24 protein-coding genes and 2 tRNA genes are annotated in these 21468 nt (G+C 66.4%); 9 read left to right on the top strand and 17 right to left on the bottom strand.

From position 1 onward, the window contains the following. The 4 genes from AC07Y4_RS28940 to hemP form a co-directional block, all read left to right on the top strand. Nucleotides 1-348 (top strand): energy transducer TonB (locus AC07Y4_RS28940; RefSeq protein WP_495275470.1); only part of this gene is annotated, 348 nt, incomplete at its 5' end. 22 nt (nt 349-370) lie between these two features. After that, complete coding sequence (locus AC07Y4_RS28945; RefSeq protein WP_062479023.1) at nt 371-1087, top strand: MotA/TolQ/ExbB proton channel family protein; 717 nt, start codon at nt 371-373, stop codon at nt 1085-1087. A gap of 8 nt (nt 1088-1095) precedes the next feature. Next, nucleotides 1096-1509 (top strand): ExbD/TolR family protein, encoded by a 414-nt coding sequence (locus tag AC07Y4_RS28950; protein ID WP_062479026.1) that lies wholly within the window; start codon nt 1096-1098, stop codon nt 1507-1509. A gap of 104 nt (nt 1510-1613) precedes the next feature. Then, nucleotides 1614-1826 carry a hemin uptake protein HemP gene (gene hemP, locus AC07Y4_RS28955; protein WP_062479029.1) on the top strand — a complete coding sequence of 71 codons (213 nt, stop codon included), beginning with the start codon at nt 1614-1616 and terminating at the stop codon, nt 1824-1826. A 184-nt stretch (nt 1827-2010) separates the two neighbouring features. Here hemP and AC07Y4_RS28960 read toward each other — a convergent pair whose 3' ends face one another. Continuing rightward, nucleotides 2011-2418, bottom strand: coding sequence for a GlcG/HbpS family heme-binding protein (locus tag AC07Y4_RS28960; protein WP_056583078.1), 408 nt, complete (start codon nt 2416-2418; stop codon nt 2011-2013). A 171-nt stretch (nt 2419-2589) separates the two neighbouring features. Here AC07Y4_RS28960 and AC07Y4_RS28965 point away from each other — a divergent pair, with 171 nt between their 5' ends. Next, nucleotides 2590-3291 carry a Bax inhibitor-1/YccA family protein gene (locus AC07Y4_RS28965; RefSeq protein WP_062479032.1) on the top strand — a complete coding sequence of 234 codons (702 nt, stop codon included), beginning with the start codon at nt 2590-2592 and terminating at the stop codon, nt 3289-3291. 46 nt (nt 3292-3337) lie between these two features. Here AC07Y4_RS28965 and rlmD read toward each other — a convergent pair whose 3' ends face one another. The 5 genes from rlmD to surE form a co-directional block, all read right to left on the bottom strand. Further along, nucleotides 3338-4774 carry a 23S rRNA (uracil(1939)-C(5))-methyltransferase RlmD gene (rlmD, locus tag AC07Y4_RS28970; protein ID WP_487849251.1) on the bottom strand — a complete coding sequence of 479 codons (1437 nt, stop codon included), beginning with the start codon at nt 4772-4774 and terminating at the stop codon, nt 3338-3340. Between the two features lie 67 nt (nt 4775-4841). Then, on the bottom strand, nt 4842-5918 hold the full coding sequence (locus AC07Y4_RS28975) for a sigma-70 family RNA polymerase sigma factor (RefSeq protein ID WP_487849252.1): 1077 nt from the start codon (nt 5916-5918) through the stop codon (nt 4842-4844). A gap of 4 nt (nt 5919-5922) precedes the next feature. Then, a complete protein-coding gene (locus AC07Y4_RS28980) occupies nt 5923-6834 on the bottom strand; it encodes a peptidoglycan DD-metalloendopeptidase family protein (protein ID WP_070059619.1) in 912 nt (303 codons plus the stop codon). A gap of 11 nt (nt 6835-6845) precedes the next feature. Next, complete coding sequence (locus tag AC07Y4_RS28985) at nt 6846-7622, bottom strand: protein-L-isoaspartate(D-aspartate) O-methyltransferase (protein ID WP_307638550.1); 777 nt, start codon at nt 7620-7622, stop codon at nt 6846-6848. Between the two features lie 4 nt (nt 7623-7626). Next, a complete protein-coding gene (surE, locus tag AC07Y4_RS28990; RefSeq protein ID WP_062479041.1) occupies nt 7627-8385 on the bottom strand; it encodes a 5'/3'-nucleotidase SurE in 759 nt (252 codons plus the stop codon). A gap of 128 nt (nt 8386-8513) precedes the next feature. Here surE and AC07Y4_RS28995 point away from each other — a divergent pair, with 128 nt between their 5' ends. Further along, nucleotides 8514-9500 (top strand): NADPH:quinone oxidoreductase family protein, encoded by a 987-nt coding sequence (locus AC07Y4_RS28995; RefSeq protein WP_095744683.1) that lies wholly within the window; start codon nt 8514-8516, stop codon nt 9498-9500. Between the two features lie 97 nt (nt 9501-9597). On the opposite strand, the gene AC07Y4_RS29000 is transcribed toward AC07Y4_RS28995, so the two are convergent. Together AC07Y4_RS29000 and AC07Y4_RS29005 are read right to left on the bottom strand one after the other, a co-directional pair. After that, nucleotides 9598-9945 carry an H-NS histone family protein gene (locus tag AC07Y4_RS29000; protein ID WP_056583066.1) on the bottom strand — a complete coding sequence of 116 codons (348 nt, stop codon included), beginning with the start codon at nt 9943-9945 and terminating at the stop codon, nt 9598-9600. Nucleotides 9946-10230: 285 nt separating this feature from the next. Continuing rightward, nucleotides 10231-10306 (bottom strand) — tRNA-His (locus AC07Y4_RS29005). Between the two features lie 277 nt (nt 10307-10583). Here AC07Y4_RS29005 and AC07Y4_RS29010 point away from each other — a divergent pair. Together AC07Y4_RS29010 and AC07Y4_RS29015 are read left to right on the top strand one after the other, a co-directional pair. Beyond that, nucleotides 10584-10832, top strand: coding sequence for a GlsB/YeaQ/YmgE family stress response membrane protein (locus AC07Y4_RS29010; protein WP_062479046.1), 249 nt, complete (start codon nt 10584-10586; stop codon nt 10830-10832). 95 nt (nt 10833-10927) lie between these two features. Continuing rightward, nucleotides 10928-11260, top strand: coding sequence for a hypothetical protein (locus tag AC07Y4_RS29015; protein ID WP_095744681.1), 333 nt, complete (start codon nt 10928-10930; stop codon nt 11258-11260). A gap of 6 nt (nt 11261-11266) precedes the next feature. On the opposite strand, the gene AC07Y4_RS29020 is transcribed toward AC07Y4_RS29015, so the two are convergent. From AC07Y4_RS29020 to AC07Y4_RS29045, 6 genes are all read right to left on the bottom strand, one after another. Next, complete coding sequence (locus AC07Y4_RS29020; RefSeq protein ID WP_487849253.1) at nt 11267-11941, bottom strand: histidine phosphatase family protein; 675 nt, start codon at nt 11939-11941, stop codon at nt 11267-11269. Nucleotides 11942-12053: 112 nt separating this feature from the next. Next, nucleotides 12054-13973: a SurA N-terminal domain-containing protein gene (locus AC07Y4_RS29025; RefSeq protein ID WP_487849254.1), complete on the bottom strand. Its 1920-nt coding sequence runs from the start codon at nt 13971-13973 to the stop codon at nt 12054-12056. A gap of 76 nt (nt 13974-14049) precedes the next feature. Continuing rightward, nucleotides 14050-14125, bottom strand: a tRNA-Val gene (locus AC07Y4_RS29030). Nucleotides 14126-14154: 29 nt separating this feature from the next. After that, a complete protein-coding gene (locus tag AC07Y4_RS29035) occupies nt 14155-14427 on the bottom strand; it encodes an HU family DNA-binding protein (RefSeq protein ID WP_007830705.1) in 273 nt (90 codons plus the stop codon). Nucleotides 14428-14636: 209 nt separating this feature from the next. After that, complete coding sequence (locus AC07Y4_RS29040; RefSeq protein ID WP_070059623.1) at nt 14637-15722, bottom strand: tartrate dehydrogenase; 1086 nt, start codon at nt 15720-15722, stop codon at nt 14637-14639. Further along, nucleotides 15719-16630, bottom strand: a complete 912-nt coding sequence (locus AC07Y4_RS29045) for an alpha/beta fold hydrolase (RefSeq protein ID WP_487849255.1) — start codon at nt 16628-16630, stop codon at nt 15719-15721. The genes AC07Y4_RS29040 and AC07Y4_RS29045 overlap by 4 nt, the downstream gene beginning before the upstream one ends. Nucleotides 16631-16700: 70 nt before the next feature. Here AC07Y4_RS29045 and AC07Y4_RS29050 point away from each other — a divergent pair, with 70 nt between their 5' ends. Further along, the gene (locus AC07Y4_RS29050; protein WP_487863347.1) at nt 16701-17663 is read left to right on the top strand and encodes a LysR family transcriptional regulator; all 963 of its coding nucleotides are present in this window, start codon (nt 16701-16703) and stop codon (nt 17661-17663) included. A gap of 12 nt (nt 17664-17675) precedes the next feature. Here AC07Y4_RS29050 and AC07Y4_RS29055 read toward each other — a convergent pair whose 3' ends face one another. From AC07Y4_RS29055 to uvrC, 3 genes are read right to left on the bottom strand one after another with little or no spacing between them, the layout of a single operon-like run. Beyond that, nucleotides 17676-18563, bottom strand: coding sequence for a DMT family transporter (locus AC07Y4_RS29055; RefSeq protein WP_062479066.1), 888 nt, complete (start codon nt 18561-18563; stop codon nt 17676-17678). Further along, the gene (gene pgsA, locus AC07Y4_RS29060) at nt 18560-19126 is read right to left on the bottom strand and encodes a CDP-diacylglycerol--glycerol-3-phosphate 3-phosphatidyltransferase (RefSeq protein WP_062479069.1); all 567 of its coding nucleotides are present in this window, start codon (nt 19124-19126) and stop codon (nt 18560-18562) included. The genes AC07Y4_RS29055 and pgsA overlap by 4 nt, the downstream gene beginning before the upstream one ends. A 57-nt stretch (nt 19127-19183) precedes the next feature. Next, a complete protein-coding gene (gene uvrC / locus AC07Y4_RS29065) occupies nt 19184-21157 on the bottom strand; it encodes an excinuclease ABC subunit UvrC (RefSeq protein WP_487849257.1) in 1974 nt (657 codons plus the stop codon). Nucleotides 21158-21468: the final 311 nt, after the last annotated feature.

Below are 21468 nucleotides of genomic sequence, written 5' to 3' on the forward strand. Positions count from 1 at the left end.
CCACCGGCACCGCCCGCGCCGCCAGCCCCTCCCGCACCGCCGCCGTCGCCTCCGGCGCCGCCTGCCGTGCAGCTGCCGTCGAGCAATGCCGACTACCTGCAGAACCCGAAGGCGGTCTATCCCGCCATGAGCAAGCGGCTCGGCGAGCAGGGCAAGGTGATCGTGCGCGTGCTCGTGGGCGCCGACGGCCTGCCCAAGAGCGCCGAGGTCAAGAAGTCCAGCGGCTTCGACCGCCTCGACGAGGCCGCCGTCGAATACATCATGAAATGCCGGTTCGTGCCCGGCAAGGTCAACGGCGTGGTGCAGGCCATGTCTTACGACGCCCCCGTCAACTACGTCCTGAACTAATTTTTCTCTGGAGCAACTTCGTATGGATTCCCAATTTGGCTTGATGAACGTCTGGAATCAGGGCGACTTCGTCACCAAGGCTGTCGCGGTTCTGTTGATCGGCATGTCCCTCGCATCGTGGATCGTGATCATCGTGAAGGCGCTCGACGTCATCAAATACAAGCGCCTGGCCAAGCACTCGCAGGACTTCTGGCACAGCGAAGACTTCGCCACCGCCCTGAACAAGCTGGGCACCGACGACAGCAACCCCTTCCGCGCCCTGGCGCTTGAGGGCCGCGAAGCCGCCGCCCACCACCGCAACACCAAGGCGCACCTGCATGACGCGCTCGACGTGAGCGACTGGATCACGCGCGCCCTGCGCAACGGCATCGACGCCTTCACGGCGCGCCTGCAGACCGGCCTCGCCATCCTCGCTTCGGTGGGTTCGACGGCGCCGTTCATCGGCCTGTTCGGCACCGTCTGGGGCATCTACCACGCGCTGATGAGCATCGGCTCGGCCGGCCAGGCCACCATCGACAAGGTGGCCGGCCCGATCGGCGAAGCACTGATCATGACGGCCCTGGGCCTGGCGGTCGCCATCCCCGCCGTGCTGGGCTACAACGCCCTGGTGCGCGGCAACAAGTTCGTGCTGACCAAGCTCAACAGCTTCGCCCATGACCTGCACGCCTACTTCGTGACCGGCGCCCGGGTGCAAAGCGGCAGCGGTGAAGCCGTCGTGGTTCCGCTCAAGAAGGGCTGAGCAGCATCATGGCTTTCGGAACGCAAGACGAACCCGATGAGGTGATGAACGAGATCAACATGACGCCACTGGTCGACGTCATGCTGGTGCTCCTGATCATCTTCATCATCACCGTGCCGGTCATGAAGCACGCGGTCAACATCGACCTGCCCCGCGCCAGCAGCGAGCCCGAGCAGCCCAAGCCGCAGAACATCCTGTTCAGCGTCACGGCCGACGGCGCCTACTACTGGAACGAACAGAAGATCGACGACAGCGAGCTGCCGAACCGCCTGGCCGCCGAAGCGGCCAAGGAACCGCAGCCCGAGCTGCACATCCGCGGCGACAAGGCCGTGCGCTACGAGCGCGTGGCCAAGGCCATGGCTGAGGCACGCGAAGCCGGCGTGCGCAAGATCGGCTTCATCACCGAGCCCGACACGAAGTGATCTGAACGGGTGAATGACGGATCGAAAAAAAGTTGATCGCGACGATTGACTTTATATTGAGAATCATTATCATTCACTCATCGCTTCCATAAAGGGAACTCCAGATGCCAGCCACCCCGAATGCCTTTTCTGTCCTGAACCACCCTTCGCTCGACCAATCGGGTGGCGGTCATGCATCGATCCAGGCAGCGCGTCCGGCGCCGATGGTCGAAAGCACGGAGCTTCTGAAGGGAAGCAAGACCGTGGGCATCATGCACAACGGCTCGCTCTACCGGCTTCAAGCCACCAAACTCGGCAAGCTGATCCTGACCAAGTAGGTCGTTCAGCCCGCCCCTCGCGCAAGTTTCATCGTGGGGCGACTCGAGGAGATTCATCTCCGAAGGGTCGTTTTTTTGCTAGCCAACGGTTCGCCGACTAGCCAAGCTTTTTTTCACGCTGAAGCCCCGAAAAAGAAAACGCCGACCAAATGGTCGGCGTTTTGCTTTGGGCGAATGAAAAGGCTTACAGGCCGAGCGCGGCGATGCCGGCCTTGGCGATCTGCGCATCTTCGTTCGACTTCACGCCGCTCACGCCCACAGCGCCGATGACGTGGCCGTCCTTCACGATCGGCACGCCGCCTTCGAGCAGGCCTTCCACCAGGGGCGCCGTCAGGAACGCGGTACGGCCGCCGTTGATGATGTCTTCATAGACCTTGCTCTCGCGACGGCCCATGGCGGCGGTGTGCGCCTTGGCGGGAGCGATGTGCGAGGACAGCGCGGCGGCGCCGTCCAGGCGCTGCAGCCAGAGCAGGTTGCCCGCGTCGTCGGAGATGGCGATGGTCACGGCCCAGTTGTTCTTCAGGGCCTCGGCTTCCGCTGCAGCGGCGATGGCCTTGACGTCGGCGAGTTCGAGGAATGATTTGGTCTTCATGGATAGGCTCAGGTTGCGTCGAAACCCGACAGCATAACGGCGGGGCGCCGCAGCGTCCCACCAGGGCTTAAGAACAACGGGCATACGGTCTTTGCAAGGCCCCCTCTTGCAGCCCCCTAGAATGCGCCCAACTGCGTGTCATTGCATGCAGCAACCTCAGGAGCTTCGGCCATGAACGACCGTGTGACCACCCTCGACACTTCCACCGGCTACGGCCAGACACTGCCGCAGGCCGAACGCCAGCGCGTGCTGCGCAATACCTACTGGCTGCTGGCGCTGAGCCTGCTGCCCACCGTGCTGGGCGCCTGGATCGGCGTGAGCACCGGCATCACCCGCTCGCTCACCGGCGGACTCGGCCTGATCGTCTTCCTCGGCGGCGCCTTCGGCTTCATGTTCGCGATCGAGAAGACCAAGAACTCCGCCGCCGGCGTGCCGGTGCTGCTGGGCTTCACCTTCTTCATGGGCCTGATGCTGTCGCGCCTGTTGGCGATGGTGCTGGGCTTCAAGAACGGCCCCGAACTGATCATGACGGCCTTCGGCGGCACCGCCGGCGTGTTCTTCGTGATGGCCTCGCTGGCCACGGTCATCAAGCGCGACCTGTCCGGCATGGGCAAGTTCCTGTTCGTCGGTGCGCTGGTGCTGATGCTCGGCGCCGTCATCAACGTCTTCGTGGGCTCGAGCACCGGCATGCTGGTGATCTCGGTGGCGGCCATCGGCATCTTCTCGGCCTACATGCTCTATGACCTGAAGCAGATCATGGACGGTGGCGAAACCAACTACATCAGCGCCACGCTGGCCCTGTACCTGGACATGTTCAACGTGTTCCAGAGCCTGCTGGCCTTGCTGGGCATCTTCGGCGGCGAGCGCGACTGAGCGGCTTGCTCCGACCCCAGGAAAAAAGGCCCCGAGGGGCCTTTTTTCATTCCAGCACGAAGACCGCGATCGACTCGACGTGCGCCGTGTGCGGGAACATGTTCACCACCCCCGCGAAGGTGCAGCGGTAGCCCGCCTGGTGCACCAGCAGGCCGGCGTCGCGTGCCAGCGTCGACGGGTTGCAGCTCACGTACACGATGCGCTTGGGCGGCGTCCAGCCACCGGTGCGCAGTTCAGGCTGCTGGTGCAGGTCGGCCATCGCCTTGGCCAGCGCGAAGGCACCTTCGCGCGGCGGATCGACCAGCCACTTGTCGGCACTGCCGTCGGCCACCAGCATCTCGGGCGTCATGTCGAACAGGTTGCGCGCCACGAACCGGGTGGCCGACAGCGCACGCCGCTCGGGCGTTGCAGGCTGGTTTCTCTGGAAGTTGTCGGTCGCGCGTGCCACCAGCGTGTCGCTGCCCTCGATGCCCAGCACCTCGCGCGCCTGGCTCGCCAGCGGCAGCGTGAAGTTGCCCAGGCCGCAGAACCAGTCGATCACGCGCTCCTCGGGCTGCACGTCGAGCAGGCGCAGCGCCTTGCCGACCAGCGCGCGATTGATGTGCGGGTTGACCTGGGTGAAATCGGTGGGCTTGAACGGCATCGTCACACCGAACGCGGGCAGGCGATAGGCCAGCGGCGTGCCGCCCTCCTCCAGCAGCTTCACGGTGTCCGGGCCCTTGGCCTGCAGCCACCATTGAACGCCCTCGTTCTCGGCGGCGAACGCCTTGAGCCGTCCGATGTCGGCGCCCGACAGCGGCTCCAGGTGACGCAGCACCAGGGCGATGGTGCCCAGCGCGGTCGAATCCGGCGCGTCGCCGCAGGCCAGCTCGATCTGCGGACAGGTGTCGCGTGCGTCCATGGAACCGATCAGCGCGCGCAACGGCATCAGCATGGCGCTGACCTGCTTGGGCAGCACGGGGCAGACCTGCATGTCGGCAAGGTAGCGGCTCTTGCGCTCGTGGAAGCCGATCAGCACCGTGCCCTTCTTGACCACGTGGCGCACCGACAGGCGCGCGCGGTAGCGGTAATGCCAGGCCGGGCCTTCGAGCGGGCGCAGCACGTTCTCGGGCTTGACCTTGCCCAGGTGCCAGAGGTTGTCTTCCAGCGCACGCTGCTTCACCGCCACCTGGGCGGCGGCGTCCAGGTGCTGCATCTTGCAGCCGCCGCATGCGCCCGTGTGCAGGCCGAAGTGCGGGCAACCCGGTCGCACGCGCTGCGAGGACTCGCGGCGGATCTGCGTGACCGTGCCCTGCTCCCAGTTGTTCTTGCGGCGATGCACGTTGAACTGCACCTCCTCGAAGGGCAATGCGCCTTCGATGAAGACGACCATGCCGTCGGACTTGTGGGAGACGCCTTGCGCGTCCAGGTCGAGCGACTCGACCTGGAGCCATTCATCGGCGGGGCTCGCGGGGACTTTCTTTTCTTCGATGGATTCCGTCATCCCCCGATTGTCTCAGCGTGGCCGGGGTGGTCCCGGCGCGACGGGTTACCTTCTTTTCTTCACACCGCTAGAACAGCGCGTCGCGGCCGACGCCGGAGCGCGCCAGCTGCTTGCGCATCTTGGCCAGGGCCTCGTTCTGGATCTGCCGCACGCGCTCGCGTGTCAGGCCCAGCCGCACGCTCAGCACCTCGAGCGTCTCGGGCTCCCGGTCGTGCAGGCCGTAGCGGCCTTCGAGCACCTCGCGCTCCCGCGCGTTGAGGGCCTGCACCCACTGATCGAGCAGGCGCTCCACCTCGTGCGTGTGCGTCACGCCGGCGGGGTTGCCCTGTTCGTCGTCGGAGGCCACGGTGTCGGCCAGCGTGAAGCCTTCTTCGCCGCGCGCGTCGCCCGCATCGAGCGAACGCGGCGCCTCCGCCAGCGCCAGCAGGTCAGCCACCGCCTGCACCTCGCGGCCGAGCAGCGCGGCCACGTCCTCCACGCGCACGCCGTCCGGCCGGCTCGCGAGGAACTCCGCATCGCCCTCGAGCGTGCGGCGCGCACGCAGGACCTGCTGCAGTTCGCGCACGACATGCACCGGCAGGCGGATCGCTCGCGACTGCGTGATGACGGCGCGCTCGACCGACTGGCGGATCCACCAGGTCGCATACGTGGAGAAGCGAAACCCGCGCTCAGGCTCGAACTTGGTGATGGCATGCATCAGCCCGAGGTTGCCTTCCTCGATGAGGTCGGACAGCGGCATGCCGCGCCCCAGGTAGTTCTTGGCGATGTTGACCACGAGCCGCAGGTTGTGCTCGATCATCGATTGCCGCGCCTCGAAATCGCCGGCGCGTGCGGCGCAGGCGGTGGTGTATTCCTCGGCAGGAGTGAAGAGTCCGGTGCGCCGGACCTGGCGCAGGTAGATGGTCAGCGCATCGGCGCCCTCGCCGCCCATGACCTCGGCGGCGGTGCCGTGAGGCGGGGCCGATGCTGCGGAGGGAGTCGATGGGTCCGCTGCGGGGTCGTCGGGAAGAGAGTCCGTGCTCAGCGGCTCGTCGCCGCTGTCCTGATGACCATTGCGGCCACCGCCGTTGCTTCGAGGTGAAGGGCTGCCCTGCCCCGCCAGCCCGCGCACGGGCAGTGTGCGGAGAGGGCGGGAGGCAGCCATGGCATCACCGATTGGGCAGGTAGCGCGACGGGTCGACGGGCTTGCCCTGGCGGCGGATCTCGAAATGCAGCTTCACGCGATCGGCGTCGCTGTTGCCCATTTCGGCGATCTTCTGGCCCTTCTGAACCGACTGGTCTTCCTTCACGAGCAGCGTCTGGTTGTGCGCATACGCCGTGAGGTAGGTGTTGTTGTGCTTCAGGATGATCAGGTTGCCGTAGCCGCGCAGGCCGGCACCGGCGTAGACCACGCGACCGTCGGCCGCGGCCAGCACGGGATCGCCGGCCTTGCCGCTGATGTCGTAGCCCTTGTTCTTGGCTTCGTCGAAACCGGCGATCAGCGAACCGCTGGCAGGCCAGATCCAGCCCAGGTCGTCGTCACCCGAACTGCTCGGGCCCGAAGGCGAGGCCGTGACAGGCGGCTTGGTGGTGCCGCTCGCGCCGCTGGCCGGCACGGCCGGCGTGACGGACGCCTGCGGGGCCACCGGCTTGGTGGTCGCCTCGGTGGGCGCAGCAGGCGCCGAGGTGGACGGTGCCGTGGCAACCGCCGTGCTCCCGCCGGTCGGCGGAATCACGCGCAACACCTGGCCGACTTCGATCAGGTCGGGGTTGTCGAGGTTGTTCCAGCGCACGATGTCCTGCCAGCGCTGGCCCGTTTCGCTGCCGATGCGGCGGATGGAGTCACCGGGGCGCACGGCGTAGTAGCCGGGCTTGCCGTAGTTCTCGATACCGGGGAGCGGTTTGCCGGACGCGTCGGTCGTGATGGGAGGACCGCCGGGCGTCGTTGCCCCGGGAGCACGCGTCATGGTGCCCCGGTCTTCGACCGGTGCGGGACCGCGCGGTGCGGAGCAGCCCGCGATCACGAGCACAACAGCCAACGTGATGCCTGCGAACAAACTCCGATTGCCAAAACCCTGCATTTGTTATTCCTTCAAGCGATGCCCGATTTTAGGGGGACAAAGTGAACCGCCTCAAGAATGCGCCGCTCGAGCCCACGGGGGGTCTTGTCGATCACGACGAGGGCCTGTCCACCGGTGGCGGAATGGGTCGGCGCGACGATGCGCCCGCCCACCGCGAGCTGCGTGATCCAGGCCTCGGGCACGGCCTCACCGCCTGCCGCGGCGATGATGCCCGCGTACGGCGCACCCTTCGCGTAACCGATCATGCCGTCGCCCAACATCAGGTGGACGGTGGCCAGACGGAAGTGCCGCAGATTGGTGCGCGCACGCTCGTGCAACCCGCGCAGACGTTCGATGCTGTAGACCTCGGTCGCCACTTCATTCAGCACCGCGGCCTGGTAGCCGCAGCCGGTGCCGATCTCGAGCACGCGGCCCAGCCGTTCCTGCGGCTTGCCGACCAGCGCCGGCGCGCCCAGCAGCAGCTCGATCATGCGAGCCACCACATTGGGCTTGGAAATGGTCTGCCCCAGCCCGATCGGCAGGCTGGTGTCTTCATAGGCCTGGTTGACCAGCGCGCTGTCGACGAAGCGATGCCGCTCGACGGTGCCCATAGCGCGCAGCACGCGCGCGTCGGTGATGCCCTGCGCCGCGAGCTTTTGCACCATGCGGGCTCGCACGGCGTCGGACGCCATCGAGGGCGTGGACGGGACCATCGGCTTGACCGGCACAGCGGGCATGCGCCCACGCGTGGCGGCCGAGGCGGTGGGGGTCAGTCGAACCGGGAAACTGGGCCGTGGAGGGGTCGCCATGTCGTCAATTGCCGAGACGGGCGACCGTCTCGCGCCATTGGCCCAGGTTGGCGTGGTCGGTCAGGTCGATCTGCAAGGGCGTCAGCGCGATGTGGCCGGCCGCGGTCGCGTGGAAGTCGGTGCCCTCCCCGCTGTCCTTGGCGCTGCCTGCACCGGCGATCCAGTACATGGTTTCGCCGCGCGGGCTGTCCTGCGTGATCACCTTTTCGGCCGCATGGCGGCGGCCGAGCCGGCACACCTTGACCGGCTTCAGTTCGTCGAACGGGCGGTTCGGCACGTTCACGTTGAGCAGGAAGGCGGGGCCACCGAGCATCTTTTCGCGCTCGATCTGCTGCACCAGCCGGCGCGCCACCTGAGCCGCCGCATCCACGTGCGCCCAGCCTTTTTCGATCTGCGAGAAGGCGATGGCCGGGATGCCGAACAGGTAGGCCTCCATCGCCGCGCCCACGGTGCCTGAATAGATGGTGTCGTCGCCCATGTTGGCGCCGTTGTTGATGCCCGAGACCACCAGGTCGGGCCGGTAGTCGAGCAGGCCCTTGAGCGCGATGTGCACGCAATCGGCCGGCGTGCCCGTCACGTAGCGGAAACCGTTGTGCGCCTTGTGCACATACAGCGGTGCGGCCAGCGTGAGTGCGTTCGACTTGGCGCTGTTGTTGTGCTCGGGTGCCACCACCTCGACGTCGGCGATGTCCTTGAGTGCGTCGTGCAACGCGACGATGCCCGGCGCCTGAAAGCCATCGTCATTGGAAATAAGTATCTTCATGGTGCTTCTGGGTGCAGCGGATTGTAGGTGCGGGGTGCGTCGCAGCAGGGACAACGCCGCACCACAGCGCCGCCTATCATCGCCCCGAATTCATTGCCCACACGACTCATTCGAAGGAGACCCCGAGCATGCACGCATGGCTTTGCGAAAACCCCACCGGCGTCGACGCGCTGACCTGGAAAGAACTGCCCACCCCCACGCCGGGCCCGGGCCAGGTGCTGATCGAGATCAAGGCGGCCAGCCTGAATTTCCCCGACCTGCTGATCGTGCAGAACAAATACCAGATGAAGCCGCCGCTGCCCTTCGTTCCCGGATCGGAATATGCGGGCGTGATCCAGGCGGTGGGCGAAGGCGTGACGCACCTCAAGGTCGGGCAGAACGTGGCGTGCCTCTCGGGCACGGGCGGCTTCGGCACCCACACGTTGGCACCCGCCGCGCTGTGCATGCCGCTGCCCGAAGGTTTCGGCCATGTCGACGCGGCCGCTTTCATCATGATCTACGCCACCTCGTGGCACGCACTGATGGACCGCGCGCAGCTCAAGGCCGGAGAAACCGTGCTGGTGCTCGGCGCAGCGGGCGGCGTGGGCACCGCAGCCATCCAGATCGCCAAAGCGGCGGGCGCCAAAGTGATCGCTGCGGCATCGACCGACGAGAAGTGCGAACTCTGCCGCTCGATCGGCGCCGACGCGACGATCAATTACACGACGCACGCACTGCCCAATGGTTTCCGCGATGCCATCAAAGCCGCAACCGACGGCAAAGGCCCGGATGTGATTTACGACCCCGTGGGCGGCGATTTCGCAGAACCCGCATTCCGCTCGATTGGCTGGCGCGGTCGCTATTTGGTGGTCGGTTTTGCATCGGGCCCGATCCCGTCGCTGCCATTGAATCTCACGCTGCTCAAAGGCGCGTCGCTCGTGGGCGTGTTCTGGGGCGATTTCGCGAAGCGCGAACCCAAGGCCAATGCACAGATGATGGCCGAATTGGCCCAGTGGTACGGCCAGGGAAAAATCAAGCCGGTGATCGACAGCACGATGCCGATGGCCGAATTGAAGGCCGCCTATGCGCACATGGGATCGCGCGGCGTCAAGGGAAAACTGGTGATGGTGAACTGATCGGACGCGCGCACATCACTGTGCGCGCCCTCCAATAAAAAAGCCCGCCGAAGCGGGCTTTTTTATTGGGCGAATGTCCAACTGATTCTGCAGGCAATCACTTGATCTCGTAATCGGAGAGCGACTTGCCGGCTGCCAGGGCTTCCGTGACCCAGCGCGGCTTGCGGCCACGGCCACCAGACCAGGTTTCGCCCGTCGGGCCACGGTATTTGGCGGCGGCCTTGGCGGCTGCAGGACCTGCGCTGCGCTTGGTTGCGGCGGCACGACCACCACCCAGCTTCAGATCGGAAGCGGTCAAACCGTATTCCGCAATCTTCCTGCGCACTTCTTCGATCACGCCGGCCCGTTCCTGGTTACGCAGGTCTTCGGCCTGCTTGCGCAATTGCGCAATCTGCTCGTCGTGCTTCTGGATCTGGGAATTGATATCGGCGAGTGACGAAGCCATTGTTGGACTCCTGTTGTGAATTGAAAACGGCTGAATTCTAATTCAAACCACTTTTGCCACAAGCGCCTTTTCAGCAGAAAAATGCAGGCGCATTGGCGGAATGCAACAACCCGCAACACATGCGCACCATTTTGGGTACTTTCAAAATCGGGGGCGGTGGGGAAAGAATGCGGCGTGCAACCCGGCGCTTGAAGCGACGGCGAAGCCAGAAATGACAACGCCGGGCAAGCCCGGCGCTGGAATCCCTTGGGTGCTATTGAGAAATAGCGCTGGGACTGAATTTTTTGGGGTGGCTGATGGGACTCGAACCCACGACGACCAGAATCACAATCTGGGACTCTACCAACTGAGCTACAGCCACCGTAGAGCCTCTGATTGTAGCGTTAAAAATCGCGGCTTTCGCTTCCGCGATCACCAAAGACGCTGAAATGCCACATCGACATGCAGCCCAGCGCCTTCAGAGGCCGTCCGCGATGGCCTGCCGCCACACATGCGCCCTGCCCCATGGGCATAACTTCGCAGTCGCCCGTTCGATGTACCAAGCCGACGCCGACGCGCGAATGGCTCCGCTATCATGAATGCGAGCGGCCCGACCGGGCCCGGCTTTCGCCACTTCACTTCATCAAAGGAACTTCTTCATGAGCATCGTCTGGACTATCCTGATCGGGTTCGTCGTGGGTCTCGTGGCGCGGGCCGTCAAGCCGGGCAACGATTCCGCCGGCTTCATCGTGACCACGCTGATCGGCATTGCAGGTTCGCTGGGCGTGACCTACCTCGGCCAGGCGATGGGCTGGTACACCGCCGGCCAGGGCGCTGGCTTCATCGCCTCCGTGCTGGGCGCGATCGTGCTGCTGATTCTCTACGGCCTCATCAAGCGCAAGAGCTGATGCCCCTGACGCCGTGCCGCGCAACGCGGCCGGCGGTTCTTCCGGCTGCCTGGGCCCCACACTTCTTCAGCCAGCCTCGCGAGGCCTTCCCGTCGATGCCCCGCAAACCACGCGCCCGTCACCACGTCTATGTGGTCGAACTCGACGACCGCGTCTGGAACAATGGCCGCTTCCGGCGCGCCAACCCTGACTACCAGCTCGGCAAGCCCTTCGTCTATGTCGGCATGACCGGCCTGGACCCCGACATCCGTTTCGACAAGCACAAGGCCGGCATCCAGGCCAACCGCTTCGTGCAGGAATTCGGCCTGCGGCTGTTGCCCGCGCTCTACGAACGCTACAACCCGATGCCGTACGACGATGCGCGGCTGATGGAGGTCGATCTGGGCATCGCCCTGCGCCGCGCCGGCTACGGCGTCTGGCAGGCCTGACACTGTTCAGGAGTAGGTGACCCAGTCCTCGTACGCCGGGCCGTCGAGGTGCGGCAAGGTGTTGTAGGTCACGAGCATGTGCCGCTTCGGCGTGAAGGCGAACTCGGTCACCGAGCTGTTGCGGATGCGCAGGTTGAGTTCGATGGTCGTCTCGGCGCTCGTGCCCAGCACATGGCCGACCGCGGTGCTGATCGGCCCGCCACTCGACACCACCAGCACCTTCGCGCCGTGGTGCCGCTCGCGCACATGGTCGAGCGCCGTCGTCACGCCGGCCAGGAAGTCGACGTAGCTCGGCATGCCGACCGGCGCCGTGCGCCCCTGCATCCACGCGCCGAGCCCATCGCGCAGCAGGCGGAAATGATGGCGGTACATCTCGGGCGAATCGGGCTTCTCGAGCTTGCCCTGGTGCACCGTGGCAATGACGGCTTCGCTGTCGTATTCGTTGAGTCCCGGCCACGGCAGCACGTCGTCGCGCGACAGCCCGAGCCCCTGCGCGATGGCTTCCCAGGTCTGTTTGTGGCGCTTCAGGGTGCCGGTGATGACGGCATCGAAACGCATGCCGCGCTCGCGCCAGTATTCGCCCAGGCGCACGGACTGCCGGTGTCCGAGTTCGCTCAGGTTGTCATAGTCGGCAGCACCGAAACTGGCCTGCCCGTGGCGCACGAGGTAAAGGGTTCCCATGCGCCGGATTCTGGCAAGAAGCGCGAACCGCGCTTGTCCCTCGTGCGACCAAAAAAAAAGCCCGGGTCGTCGAACCCGGGCTTGTTGCGAGCAGCAGTTGCCCGTCTGTGTCTCAGCGCGCCGCTGCAGCAGTCGGCAGCGTGTCCGCTGGCTTCGGCACGAGGATCTCCACCTTGAAGCGTTGCTTCAGCAGTTCGTAGTAGGCAGCGGCTTCCGCGGCAGTCACCGACTGGGCGATCTGCATGCTTTCCTGCTGCGCCTGCTCGGCCGTCGGCGGCGTGCGCGGCACGACCTTGGTCACGCGGACCACGGCATAGCCTTGCGTGCCGAGATCCACGCCGAGCAGCGCGGGCAGCTTGGCGCCGTCGGCACGCAGTGCGGCGTCGATCACCGGCGTCGGCTGCGACTGGGCATCGATGCGCGACACCGTGACCGGTGCGCCGAAGGTGGCGCCGTCGGCCTTCACCTTCCACGCGGCAAGCTTGGCTTCGCCCTCGGTCTTGGCCAGTGCTGCGGCGCGCTCGGTGATGAGCTGTGCGCGGATCTTGTCCTTCACCTCGGCCAACGGAATCGGATGTGCGGCCGTGTACTGCGTCACGCGGCCCGATGCGAGTTGGTTCGGACCGACTTCGATGGCTTCGGTGTTCTGCTTGCGGTCGAGCGAGTCGGAGGCATACAGCGCCTGCAGGAAGTTGCGGCTGGCGAGCGGGCCGGTGGCGCCCGGTGCGGGCGTGCGCGGCACGTTGGTGGCGGTCTGGATCGTGAGCTTCAGCTTCTCGGCGGCCGGCTTCAGGCTCTCGGGTTGCTGATAGACGGTGTCCGTGAAAATTTCCGCAGCCTTCGCGAATTCCTGCGTGGCTTGTTGGGCGCGCACTTCGTTCTCGATGGTCGCGCGCACCTTCTCGAAAGGCGGCACCACGGCCGGCTTGATGTCGGTCAGCTGGATGATGTGATAGCCGAACTCGGTCTCGACGAGGTCGCTGATGTCGCCCTTCTTGAGCGCGAACATCGCATCTTCGAACGGCTTGACCATCGCGCCGCGCGTGACGAAGTCAAGGTCGCCGCCCTTCTCGGCCGAGCCGGGGTCCTGCGAGTTCTTGCGTGCCACGTCGGCGAAGGTGGCCGGTGCCTTCTTCACATCAGCCAGCAGCTGCTCGGCCTTGGCCTTCGCCTTGGCGCGGTCGCCGCTGGACATGCTGGCCGGCGCGGTGATCAAGATGTGGCTTGCACGGCGTTCTTCCTTGGTGCCGAAGCGCGCGGTGTTCTGCTCGTAGTAGGTCTTGAGGTCGGCTTCGTTCGCGACGATGTTCTTCTTCGCGGCTTCGAGGTCGAGCACGAGGTACTCGATGCTGGCCTGCTCCGGCGCCTGGAACTGCGACGTGTGGTCCTTGTAGTAGGCCTCGATGTCGGCATCGCTGACCGTGACCTTCGAGGCGAAGCTTTCGGGCGCGAAGCGCGCGACCTGGATTTCACGGCGGTCGTAGAAGGCATTCACCGTGGCCGCGGTCAGCGCCGCCGGGGCGAAGCTCGTGCCGGTCACGCCCAGCAGCACCTGCTGCGAGGCCATGTCGGCGCGCACCGACGCTTCGTACTGCTCGGGCGTGCGGCCGGTGGCGCGCAGGAAGGCTTCGCGGTCGAACTTGCCGTCGGCCGTGCGGAACGCAGCCAGGCCGGCGTCCTGCGCGAACATGCGCGTAAGGCGGTCTTCGGACACCGACATGTTGGTCTTGACCGCCGCAGCCGCCAGCACGCGATCGCGCACCATGCGTTCCAGCGTGGCGTAGCGCAGCGCGTCGGAGTCGAGCAGCGTCGGATCGACGTTGGGCGACTGCTGGCGGATGCGGTCGGTCTCGACGCGGTGCTGCTGGTCCCACTCGGGCTTGGTGATGTCATGGCCCTGGATGCGGGCCACCTTCTCGTCGCCGCCCATGCCCTGGTAGCGCTCGACACCAAAGAAGACGAACGAGGGAATGATCAGCAAGAACAAGAAAATCATCACGACTTTGTTGTACTTGCGGAAGGTATCAAACATGCTTGAACACTCTTTTTCGACGGGCGCCGGACGGCAATAAAAAAGGCGAACCGGTGTTCGCCTTTGCATCGGGTGGTGGTGGGTGCTGAGGGGCTCGAACCCCCGACCTACGCCTTGTAAGGGCGCCGCTCTACCAACTGAGCTAAGCACCCCACCTGGAATACTCTCCGAGTCTACAGCCTCAGTTCAGCGCGTCTTTGAGCGCCTTGCCGGGACGGAACTTCGGGATCTTGGCTGCCTTGATTTTAATCGCGTCGCCGGTGCGGGGATTCCGGCCGGTGCGGGCTGCGCGTTTGCCGACTGCGAAAGTGCCGAAACCGACGAGCGACACGGAACCGCCCTTCTTGAGCGTGGTACGAATGGCGCCAATGGTGGATTCGAGCGCACGGGTCGCTGCGGCTTTGGAAATATCGGCGTTCTTTGCGATGTGCTCAATCAGTTCGGTCTTGTTCACAAGGGCCCCTTGTCGAAAAAAAGTTGGTCGGCTTTCGTCAGCTGCGACCTGGCCGCGACGGGAGCGACTCAAGAACATGGCAGGCCTGACGCCTCGGCAGCGCACTGCCAGCGAGGATTACAACCACTGGTCTGCGGGGTGTCAATAAGACACAACGCACTGCAGCCCAGCGGAGCGCGCGATTTTAGGGGCGTTTCGCGACGTACTTTTCAAAGGGCCTCGGCAATTGCCTTTCCGAGGTCGGCCGTGCCCGCCCGGCCGCCAATGTCCGGCGTGCGCGGTGCGCCGCTTTGGGGCGCGAGCACCTTCTCGATGGTCGCCAGGATCGCGTCGTGCGCGTCCTTGTGGCCGAGAAACTCCAGCATCATCGCGCCGCACCAGATCTGCCCGATCGGGTTGGCGATGCCCTGCCCGGCGATGTCCGGCGCCGAGCCGTGCACCGGCTCGAACAGCGAGGGCGTGGTGCGCTCGGGGTTGAGGTTGGCGCTGGGCGCGATGCCGATGGTGCCGGTGCAGGCCGGGCCCAGGTCGGACAGGATGTCGCCGAACAGGTTGCTCGCCACCACCACGTCGAAGAAGTCGGGCCGCTGCACGAAGTGCGCCGTGAGGATGTCGATGTGGAACTTGTCCAGCGTGATGCCCGGGTAGCCCTTGGCCATTTCCACCACGCGCTCGTCCCAGTACGGCATGGTGATCGAGATGCCGTTCGACTTGGTGGCGCTGGTCAGGTGCTTCTTCGGCCGCGATTGTGCGAGCTCGAAGGCGAACTTCAGCACGCGGTCGACGCCCACGCGCGACATCACGGTTTCCTGCACCACGATCTCGCGCGGCGTGCCCTGGTACATGCGCCCGCCGATGCTCGAGTACTCGCCCTCGGTGTTCTCGCGCACGATGTACATGTCGATCTCGCCGGGTTGGCGCGGCGTGCCGTCGCGGCGCACCACGGGCGCGACGATGCCGGGCATCAGGCGCGCGGGACGCAGGTTGATGTACTGGTCGAACTCGCGGCGGAACATGAGCAGCGAGCCCCACAGCGACACGTGGTCGGGAATCTTCTCGGGCCAGCCGACCGCGCCGAAAAAGATGGCGTCGTGGCCGCCGATCTGGTCCTTCCAGTTGTCGGGCAGCATCTGGCCGTGCTTCTCGTAATAGTCCCAGCTCGAGAAGTCGAAGTGGTCGAACTTCAGGTCGATGCCGAATTTGCGCGCCGCCGCATCGAGCACGCGCAGCCCCTCGGGCATGACTTCCTTGCCGATGCCGTCGCCGGCGATGACTGCGATTCTGTGGGTGCTCATGAAGTGGCTCCTGGGTGTTCGGGGGAAACGAAAAAATTCAGCGCCTCGGCCAGCAGGGCGTCGGGGGCTTCTTCGGGGATGTAGTGGCCGCAGGGCAGCGCGCGGCCCGACACGTCGTCGGCCCGCTCGCGCCACAGCGAAAGCACATCGAACGCGCGCCCCACCGCCCCGTGCTCGCCCCACAGCACGCGCAGCGGCTGCGCGAGGCGGCGGCCGGCGGCGATGTCGGCGCGGTCGTGCACGAGGTCGATGGTGGCGGAGGCGCGGTAGTCCTCGCAGATGGATTCGGCCGTGCCCGGGATGGCGATGCAGCGTTCGTACTCGGCCAGCACCTCGGGCGCGAACGGCGCAAGCCCCGCGTGCCGCCCGCCCATCACGCTGCGCACGTAGCGCACCGGGTCGGACGCAATCAGCGCCTCGGGCAGCGGCGGCGACTGGATCAGGAAGAACCAGTGCCAGTAGGCCTTGGCAAATGCTTCGGAGGTGTGTTCGTACATGGCCAGCGTCGGCGCGACGTCGAGCAGCAGCATGCGCTCGACCGCGCCGGGATGGTCGGCCGCGAGCCGGTGCGCCACGCGCGCGCCGCGGTCGTGGGCCAGCACGGCGAAGCGTTCGAAGCCATGGTGATGCATGGCGGCCAGCGCGTCGCGCGCCATCTCCCGCTTGCTGTAGACCGCGTGCTCGGCGTCGGCCGCCGGTCGACCCGAGTCGCCGTAGCCGCGCAGGTCCACGGCGATCACCGTGAAGCGCTCGGCCAGCGCGGGCGCCACGCGGTGCCAGATCGCATGCGTCTGCGGATGGCCGTGCAACAGCAGCAAGGGAGCGCCCTGCCCGCCGATGCGACCGTGGATGCGCACGCCATCGCGGGCGATGTCGAAGCGGGGAAAGTCGAGGAAGGAAGCCGTCACGCCGCGATTGTGCGTTGCACCCTGGCGGCCATCAAGCAACAATCAGCCAATTCATACTTTCCACTTTGGCATGAATCCCCACGCGATGGAACGCGGCGATCTCGAACTGGTGCTGGCCATCCGCGACCAGGGCAGCCTGGCCGGCGCAGCCGCCACGCTCGACGTGGTGCCCTCGGTCATCACCAAGCGGCTCGGCGCGCTGGAGGCCCGGCTCGGACAGCGGCTGTTCGACCGCACGACGCGGCGGCTCAGCGTCACGGCCGAGGGCGAGGCCGTGTGCCTGCATGCGCGCACGCTGCTCGAAGGCTTCGCGGCGCTCGAAAGCGAACTCGGCGAACGGCAGAACGCGCTGATCGGCACGGTCCGCCTCGCGGCCACCTTCGGCTTCGGCCGGCACTGGCTCGGCCCGGCACTCGCGGACTTCCAGGCGCAGCACCCCGGCCTGCAGGTCGAGCTGCTGCTGACCGAGCAGCTGCCCGACCTCGGCGCCGAAGGCTACGACGGCGCGGTCTGGCTGTGGGCGGTGCAGCAGCACCGCGCCGCCGACTGGACCACGCGCCGCATCGCGCGCAACCAGCGCGTGCTGGCCGCCTCGCCCGACTACCTGGCACGCCGCGGCACGCCGGCCACGGTGGAAGCGCTGGCCACGCACGACTGCCTGATCGCGCGCGAGAACGGCGACGCCGCGCAGTCGCGCCAGTTCGCGCTCTGGACGCTGCGCTACGCGCGCGACGGCAGCACGGCGCGCGTGCGGGTGCAGGGTCCGCTCACGAGCAATTCAGGAGAAATGGTGCGCGACTGGTGCCTCGCGGGCCACGGTGTCATGCTGCGCAGCCTCTGGGACATCGCGCCGCAACTCGCAAGCGGCGAGCTGGTGCGCGTGCTGCCGCCGTACAGCATGCCCGACGCCGACATCCACTGGGTCGCGCCGTGGCGGCCAAAGACGCCGCGCCGCGTGCGCCTGCTGGTCGATCACCTGGTCGAACAGTTCCGCTCGGAGCCCTGGAAGCCGGCCAAGCCGGCCGGGCGCTGAAGGCAGGGTCGGTCAGCGCTCCGCGCGCACCACGAGGCTCACGCCGACGGCCGTCAGCCCGATGCCCAGCACCGTGGTCCAGGTGATCGGTTCGGCGAACAGCAGCCAGGCCATCAGCGCCGTGCACGGCGGCACCAGGTACAGCAGGCTGGTGACGGCGGTGGCCGTGCCGCGCTGGATCAACATATAGAGCAGCGAACTGCCGCCCAGCGACAGCGCCAGCACCGACCATGCCATCGCGCCGATCGAGTGCGTGTTCCATTCGATGGCCTGCGCCTCGAGCGCGGCGAAAGGCAGGGTCACGAGCAGCGCGGCGGCCATCTGCACCGCGCTGGCGCTGCGCACGTCGCAAGGCGCCACGAAGCGCTTCTGGTACAGCGTGCCCGCCGTGATCGACAGCAGCGCCATCACGGCCAGCCCCATCGTCAGCGCGTTGACCTCGGTGCCCTGCCCCAGCTTGCGCGACACCACCAAGACCAGCCCGGCGAAACCCAGGGCCAGCCCGGTCCATTGCCGTCCCGAAATGCGCCCGCCGTTGAAAGACAGCCACACCGCCGTGAGCACCGGCTGGATGCCGACCAGCAGCGCCACCAGCCCCGCACCCATGCCCGCATGCACAGCAGCCCACACACCGCCCAGGTAGCCGGCCTGCATCAGCACGCCCGTGACCGCCAAGTGCCCCCATTGCGCGCGCTTCGCCGGCCACGCCACCCGCGCGAGCATGACCCACACGCCGAAGCAGGCGAGCGACAGCGCATAGCGCACGGCAAGGAACTTGAGGGGCGGCGCATAGGGCATGCCATAGCGCGCAACGATGAAACCCGTGCTCCAGATCAGCACGAAGACCGCCGGCATCGCCCGCAGCCATCCTGCGTTGCGGACCGAGACGGCCGCGGTCATTTGGAGTGGGCCCGGATCTCGGGAATAGCCTTTTGCAGGTAATAGACCATCGACCAGACGGTGAGCACCGCCGAGATCCAGATCAGCCACTGGCCCCACAGGCCGGTGTCGATCACCTTGAAGAGATGCCCGTCATAGAGCAGGAAGGGAATCGCGACCATCTGCACGGTCGTCTTGACCTTGCCGATCATGTGGACCGCCACGCTCTTGCCGGCGCCGATGCGCGCCATCCATTCGCGCAGCGCCGAGATGGCGATCTCGCGCCCGATGATGATGAGCGCCACGAACACGTCGGCACGCTGCAGATGCACCAGCACCAGCAGCGCGGCGCAGACGAGAAACTTGTCGGCCACCGGATCGAGGAAGGCGCCGAAGGAAGAGGTCTGGTTGAGCTTGCGCGCCAGGTAGCCGTCGAGCCAGTCGGTGGCGGCGAACACGATGAACATGACCGTGGCGATCAGGTTGCGCGTCGGTTCGCTGATCGGCAGGTAGAAAACGCCGACGATCAACGGAATCGCGACGATGCGCGTCCAGGTCATGATGGTCGGTAGGGTCCAGAACATGCGGGCGATTGTGTCATGCACGCGTGAAGCGCCGGAAGGACGGGGGCAATCCCGGCTTCAACGCAGCGCGCGATAGATTTCCTCGGCCAGTTCGGTGGCGATGCCCTCGACCGAGGCGAGGTCTTCGACGCTCGCCGCCGCCACGCCGCGGATGCCACCGAAACGCTGCAGCAGACGCGCCCGGCGCTTCGGGCCGATGCCCGGAATGTCTTCGAGCTGGCTGCCGCCCACGCGCACCTTGGCGCGCTTGGCCCGCATGCCGGTGATGGCGAAGCGGTGCGCCTCGTCGCGGATCTGGGCCACCAGCATCAGGGCCGCCGAATCCTTGCCGAGGTAGACCTTCTCGCGGCCGTCGGCGAACACCAGTTCTTCGAGCCCGACCTTGCGGCCTTCGCCCTTCTCGACGCCGACGATCAGCGACAGCGGCAGGCCCAGCTCGCTGAACACCTCGCGCGCCATCGACACCTGGCCCTTGCCGCCGTCGACCAGCACCAGGTCGGGCATGCGCGCGGCCGGCGTCCGGGGCGGCGGCGCCTCGACGCCCTCGGCCCCTTCGCTCTCGGCATCGCCCGGCGCCAGCGCCTGCGTCTCAGCCGCGAGCGCCTCGGCCAGCTTGCCGTAGCGGCGGTGCAGCACCTGGCGCATGGCGGCGTAGTCGTCGCCGGGCGTGATGCCCTCGATGTTGTAGCGGCGGTACTCGCGGTTCTGCATCGTGTGGTGCGCGAACACCACGCACGAGGCCTGCGTGGCCTCGCCCGCCGTGTGCGAGATGTCGAAGCACTCGACGCGGAAGTTCTCCAGGTCGTCCGATGCCAGCTCGAGCGCGTCGGCCAGCGCACGGGTGCGCGCCTGCTGCGAGCCTTCTTCGGCCAGCAGCCGCGCCAGCTGCAGGCCGGCATTCGTCTCGGCCATCTCGAGCCAGTGGCGGCGCTGCTCGTGCGGCTGGAACACGGCCGTCACGCGCGCGCCGGCCTGCTGCGAAATCGCCTCGATGAGCGCCCGGCTCACCTGCCGGCCCAGCACCAGCGTGGCGGGCACCGGCACGTCGATGTAGTGCTGGGCGATGAAGGCTTCGAGCACCTGCACCTCGATCGGGTCGGCGACCACCGGGTCGGCGCCCTCTTCGGCGTCGAGCTCGCCGTGATGGATCTGCGCCGCGTCGTCCACGTGCACCGGAAAGTACGCGCGGTCGCCCAGGTGGCGCCCGCCGCGCACCATCGCGAGGTTGACGCAGGCCTTGCCGCCCTGCACCTTGACCGCGAGGATGTCGACGTCCTTGTCGGACACCACCTCGATCGACTGCTGATGCAGCACGCGCGAGATGGCTGACATCTGGTTGCGCAGCTCGGCCGCCTGCTCGAACTCGAGCTTCTCGGCATGCGCCGTCATGCGCTGCTCCAGCGTGGAGAGCACGCCCTGCGTGTCGCCGAGCAGGAAGGCCTCGGCGCTGGCCACGTCCTGCGCGTAGGCCTCGGGCGAAATGAGGCCCACGCAGGGGCCGCTGCAGCGCTTGATCTGGTACAGCAGGCAGGGCCGCGTGCGGTTGGCGTACACCGTGTCCTCGCAGGTGCGCAGGCGGAACACCTTCTGCAGCAGCTGGATCGACTCCTTCACCGCCCACGCGCTCGGGTACGGCCCGAAGTAGCGGTGCTTCTTGTCGACCGCGCCGCGGTAGTAGGCCAGCCGCGGAAACCCGTGCGAGGCGATCTTCAGGTAGGGATAGCTCTTGTCGTCGCGAAACAGGATGTTGTAGCGCGGCTTGAGCGTCTTGATCAGGTTGTTCTCGAGCAGCAGCGCCTCGGCTTCGGAGCGCACCACGGTGGTCTCCATGCGCACGATCTTCGAGATCATGTGGCCGATGCGGGTGCCCCCGTGGCTCTTCTGGAAGTAGTTGGCGACCCGCTTCTTGAGGTTGCGCGCCTTGCCCACATACAGCACGGCGCCGGCCGCGTCGAAATAGCGGTAGACACCCGGCAACTGCGGCAGGGCCGCGACTTCGCTGAGCAATTGATCGGAATGCACGTCGGACATGGCGGCTATTGTGGCGCGCGGCGCGGGGCCCTGCGGCGCCCCCGGCACGAACGCGACACGCACGGGAATGAAATGTGCTCATCATGGACGCGGGCGCGAGGAGCGCCCGTTGTCCTTCGAATAACACCACTCGGGAAGCACTCTCCATGAACAAGAATTCCACGCGCGCGTGGTGGGCCCTGACGCCCCTCGCGCTCTCTCTGGCCGTGGCCGGCTGCGGCGGCAACAGCAACAACAACGCGCAGAACAACGCCGCACTGGTCGCGGCCATTGCCGCGATCAACGCGGCCAACCAGCCCACGCCCACGGCC

The organism is Variovorax sp. GW460-12-1-14-LB1 (assembly GCF_059423605.1).